Origin of the sequence: Synechococcus sp. H55.8 (assembly GCF_047462375.1) — a bacterium.
Lineage (GTDB): Bacteria > Cyanobacteriota > Cyanobacteriia > Thermostichales > Thermostichaceae > Thermostichus.
The window spans coordinates 1-3567 of the sequence record NZ_JANSJC010000053.1 but is presented as its reverse complement, the minus strand read 5'-3'; the positions used below and the strand labels follow the sequence as shown (position 1 = coordinate 3567).

Below are 3567 nucleotides of genomic sequence, written 5' to 3'. Positions count from 1 at the left end.
CTGCGGGAGCTGCTGTTTAACCAAGGGCAATTTCGCTGGAACCGCCTGGAGAACCTGCTGCGCAACGCCGCCAACAGCGAAGATTTTGACCTGCAGGGATCCCTAGAAAAAGCCGTCGAGTTTATCTTTTCTGAGCGGGGGGCTTTCCTGCGGGAGCGCCTGGTGGATGTGCTGTTCTCCAGCTCAGGGAACGGCACCTCAGACGGCTTGGCTCATTTGCAGCGTCTGTGGGAACTCCTCAGCCGCAACCCGACCTTTCAGCCGCTGCAGCTTCTGCCCATCGTCGCCAAAGTGGCCGCCAAGCCGGAAGCCCAACAACTGGGCCGGCAATTGGCCTCCCGCTGGTTGCAACGCTCGGCAGCCCGCCTCATTCGGGACCTGCTGCTGCCGGATGTAGAAAAGCCCAGTTCACCCTCTTCCCGCAACGGGATCCCTGGGCCGTCAGCCTCTGAACGTACTGCTCAACTTCCCCTCACGGCCTAGCTCGGCTGCCTTCAGGGGGCAGTATCGCCTTGAGGGTTCACAGAGGTCAGAGCCAGCGCAATCCACTCGCGAAATTCATCGCGGCGGAAAACCTGGGGGCGAGAGCGGGGGCCAAAACGCATCAGGCTGGGCATGCCGTGCTCCTTAAGCCGAGACTGTAGCCAGGTGCCCACACCGGTTTTGCCATCGTTGGGCATTTCGGTTTGGAAGTCACTGTACATCAACAACAACTGGCTGCGAGATTGGAGCACGGCATTTTCTTGGATTAACTTCGGCAGAGAGAGGGCGGTGGCTGAACCTGCCTCTTTGCTGCCTTTGGCAGCTTCACGGCGACGGTCGCGCGGGCGTGGGTTGACACTTTCACGGCTCTTACGGGTTTTGGGTTCACTAGGCATAGAATCTCCTAAACGACAGAGTGGCTTCCCAACAAGGGTCAAAGCCGGAACTCGCAGGCCAAAGGCCGAGCCCGCTGTGAAAGTGGCCCGATGGGTACAGTTCTGGAGCAATCGCTGAAAAGAGTGCCACGTGCTCTTGGGTAAGCGAAGAAGAACTGCTCTAAGCCGGCGCAAAGGGCCAGGATCCCTTCAGCGCAACAGCAGTCTGCAGCGGGTCGAGTTCCTGCCAGCACATCCAAGACTTATCGTCGTCTTTCCTGTCGGAGGCCAGTTTGGCTACCACGAATCCGCAGGGCAGGCAAGCTTGGATGCTACCCCTATATTGACTTAAAAATGGACAAGTGGACAGTCCCCAGCCAAGAACTCAGGCCTGAAGATTTTGCCGCCCGTTGCGGATCACTCGCAACGATTCCAACAACCGCAACTCCAGGTCTTGCAAAACCTGATCCACGTAATGGTGGGCTTCCCGCTGCAGGCGCTCTGATTCCTGCAGTGTCTGCCGCCGCACTTCCTCGCTCTGTTGATAGGTTTGTTGCAACAACTGCTCCGCCTGGGCTTGGGCTTGCCGCAGGATGGTCGATTCGTTGAGAAGCTGCTCGGCTCTGCGTTGGGCCATGGCTACGATTTCTTGGGCATAGCGATTGGCCTCGGCCAAAATCCGATCCCGCTGGCGCAGCAATTCTTCCGCTTCCTCTAGGGCTGTTGGCAAGTTGAGGCGGATAAAGTCCAACTGCTCCAAAATGCTTTCTTCTTCAATGAGCGTGCGAGACCAGAACAGGCGAGGGCTGCTGAGAATGGCCGCTTCCAGTTGATCCAAGGCTTCCTGGACACGCATCAACGCCAGGGTCTGATCCCCAAACGGTACGCCGGCACGATTGGAAGCATCAGAGGGCAATTCTCGCATCAGTCCAGAAGAGGGTGGCCGCGCTGAGCAAAAGGGCAAAGCAGGCAGGATAACGCCTACCATATCAGGTTCTCGGTTTCCTGAATCTACGCGGTCTCCCCTAGGCTCCAACCACTCCCTGTCAAATGGATGTTCTTTCTGATACGCGGAAATGATAGGCTTTCCCCTTGCGGAGGGGGTGAACCAAACGGCGTGGGTGGGTGGTTAACCGCTCAAAAAACCCAGTAGTCTGGCGACTGAGACCCAAGCTTCAGGCGAGGGAGTGTGTCAACGACAGCTATCTGTGGCACACTGAGGAAAAAGGAGTTGGGCTTCGAGCCGCTCATGCCACAACCGCAGCCTCCCCGCAGACTGGAAGACCAATTTGTGGAGAATGTCTCCCGTTACCCCACTTACTTCGTTACCGTTTTGCTGGGGGGGATCTGGGCTGGCCTCCAGCCTTTTGTTGGTTTGTATCGCAAAAGTCCGGCGGCGGCGGCCCTGGTTACACTGGGATCCCTGCTGTTGCTGCTGTTTGTCTATTTCACCCTGCGAGGCATGACAGGGCACACTCTCCTGCCGGCGTGGATGTTGCGTTGAGGGCATGGGGGATGGACGAAGCGATAGAGTGGACGCCAGAAGCAGAGGCGCGCCTTAAAGAAATCCCCTTCTTTGTGCGTCCGGCTGCCCGTAGGAAGATTGAACAGTTTGCCCGCGAAGCCGGGATCCAGAAGATCACGGTGGCAGTTTACGAGCAGGCCAAGCAAAAGTTTGGCTCCTGAGGGATCCCTCCTGCTGGCCATAGCAGGGAGATTGGGTTTGCCGCTAGCTTGGTAGAGGCGTTCTCCTCTGTTTTTTGCAACTCATGGCAGATTGGATCCTGTTGGCACTGGTGGGTTCTGCAACCTACCTGCTGCTGCAAAAAAGTGTGGCCCGCCTCTCCAAGGTGCCGTGGCGGATCCTGTGGCTGGTGATGATGCTGCCCCCCTTGGTTTGGGTGCTGGGGCGGCAGGTGCTTCAGTACGAAGTGCCCCCGTTGCTGATGTTGGTGCTCTTTCTCACCTCTTACTTTATCAGCATGACCTTGGTGCGGCGAGGGGGCATTCGACCCACAGACCCCCGGCCTGAGGCGCCAGAAGGGGATCCTTCTCTGGCTGCAGAATCTGAGCCGGAGGAAGAGGAAGAAGACAGCGCCGCCGATCCGGTCTCGCTGGCTCTTGCCCACACCCCCATTTCCGAAGTGCCGCGGGAAAAGCTCAACCACTGCTTCCCCTGGAACGTTTTTTATTTGCAAAACGTGGAGTACCGTCCCCAGGCGATTATCTGCCGGGGCAATTTGCGGGCGGATCCCACCGAAGCCTATGAGCGGGTACAGCGCAATGTAGAAAACACTTTTGGCAAACGCTTCTTGGTGGTGCTGCAGGAGGGGTTTGCCGGCAAGCCTTTTTTTGCCCTGGTGCCCAACCCGGCGGCGCGGCGCTCTCTGGCGGATGGTCGAGAGTTGCCTGTGCTGGCTCTGGGGCTATTGCTGTTCACCTTCTGGACCACCCTGAGTGCTGGGGCCCAGGCGGCTGGGGTCAGCCCTGACCGGCTGCTGCATCTGCCCTCGCTGATGAAGGGGCTGCCCTATGCGGTGGGGATCCTGGCCATTCTGGGATCCCATGAGTGGATGCGCTATTGGGTGGCCCGCCGCCATGGCATCAAAACCTCGCTGCCCTACTTCATCCCGGTGCCCTTTGTGTTGGGGACTTTTGGGGCGTTTATCCAGTTGAAAGAGCCGGTGCCCAACCGCAAGGTGCTGTTTGA

At 58.3% G+C, this 3567-nt stretch carries 5 protein-coding genes and 1 pseudogene; 4 read left to right on the top strand and 2 right to left on the bottom strand.

Going from position 1 to position 3567, the window contains the following annotated elements; genetic code table 11:
• Positions 1-483: pseudogene (locus tag NW862_RS12705) on the top strand (AarF/ABC1/UbiB kinase family protein); the annotation flags it as partial.
• A gap of 11 nt (positions 484-494) precedes the next feature.
• On the opposite strand, the gene NW862_RS12700 reads toward NW862_RS12705, so the two are convergent.
• Together NW862_RS12700 and NW862_RS12695 are read right to left on the bottom strand one after the other, a co-directional pair.
• The gene (locus NW862_RS12700) at positions 495-878 is read right to left on the bottom strand and encodes a hypothetical protein (protein WP_414335638.1); all 384 of its coding nucleotides are present in this window, start codon (positions 876-878) and stop codon (positions 495-497) included.
• A 364-nt stretch (positions 879-1242) separates the two neighbouring features.
• Entirely contained in the window at positions 1243-1845 is a 603-nt protein-coding gene (locus NW862_RS12695) for a hypothetical protein (RefSeq protein ID WP_414427247.1), read from the bottom strand.
• Between the two features lie 261 nt (positions 1846-2106).
• Between NW862_RS12695 and NW862_RS12690 the strand changes: the two genes are divergently transcribed.
• The 3 genes from NW862_RS12690 to NW862_RS12680 form a co-directional block, all read left to right on the top strand.
• Positions 2107-2361, top strand: a complete 255-nt coding sequence (locus NW862_RS12690; RefSeq protein ID WP_414335641.1) for a DUF751 family protein — start codon at positions 2107-2109, stop codon at positions 2359-2361.
• Positions 2362-2372: 11 nt separating this feature from the next.
• Positions 2373-2543, top strand: coding sequence for a PCP reductase family protein (locus NW862_RS12685; protein ID WP_414335643.1), 171 nt, complete (start codon positions 2373-2375; stop codon positions 2541-2543).
• Positions 2544-2626: 83 nt separating this feature from the next.
• A partial coding sequence (locus NW862_RS12680; protein ID WP_414335645.1) for a site-2 protease family protein occupies positions 2627-3567 on the top strand: 941 nt, incomplete at its 3' end.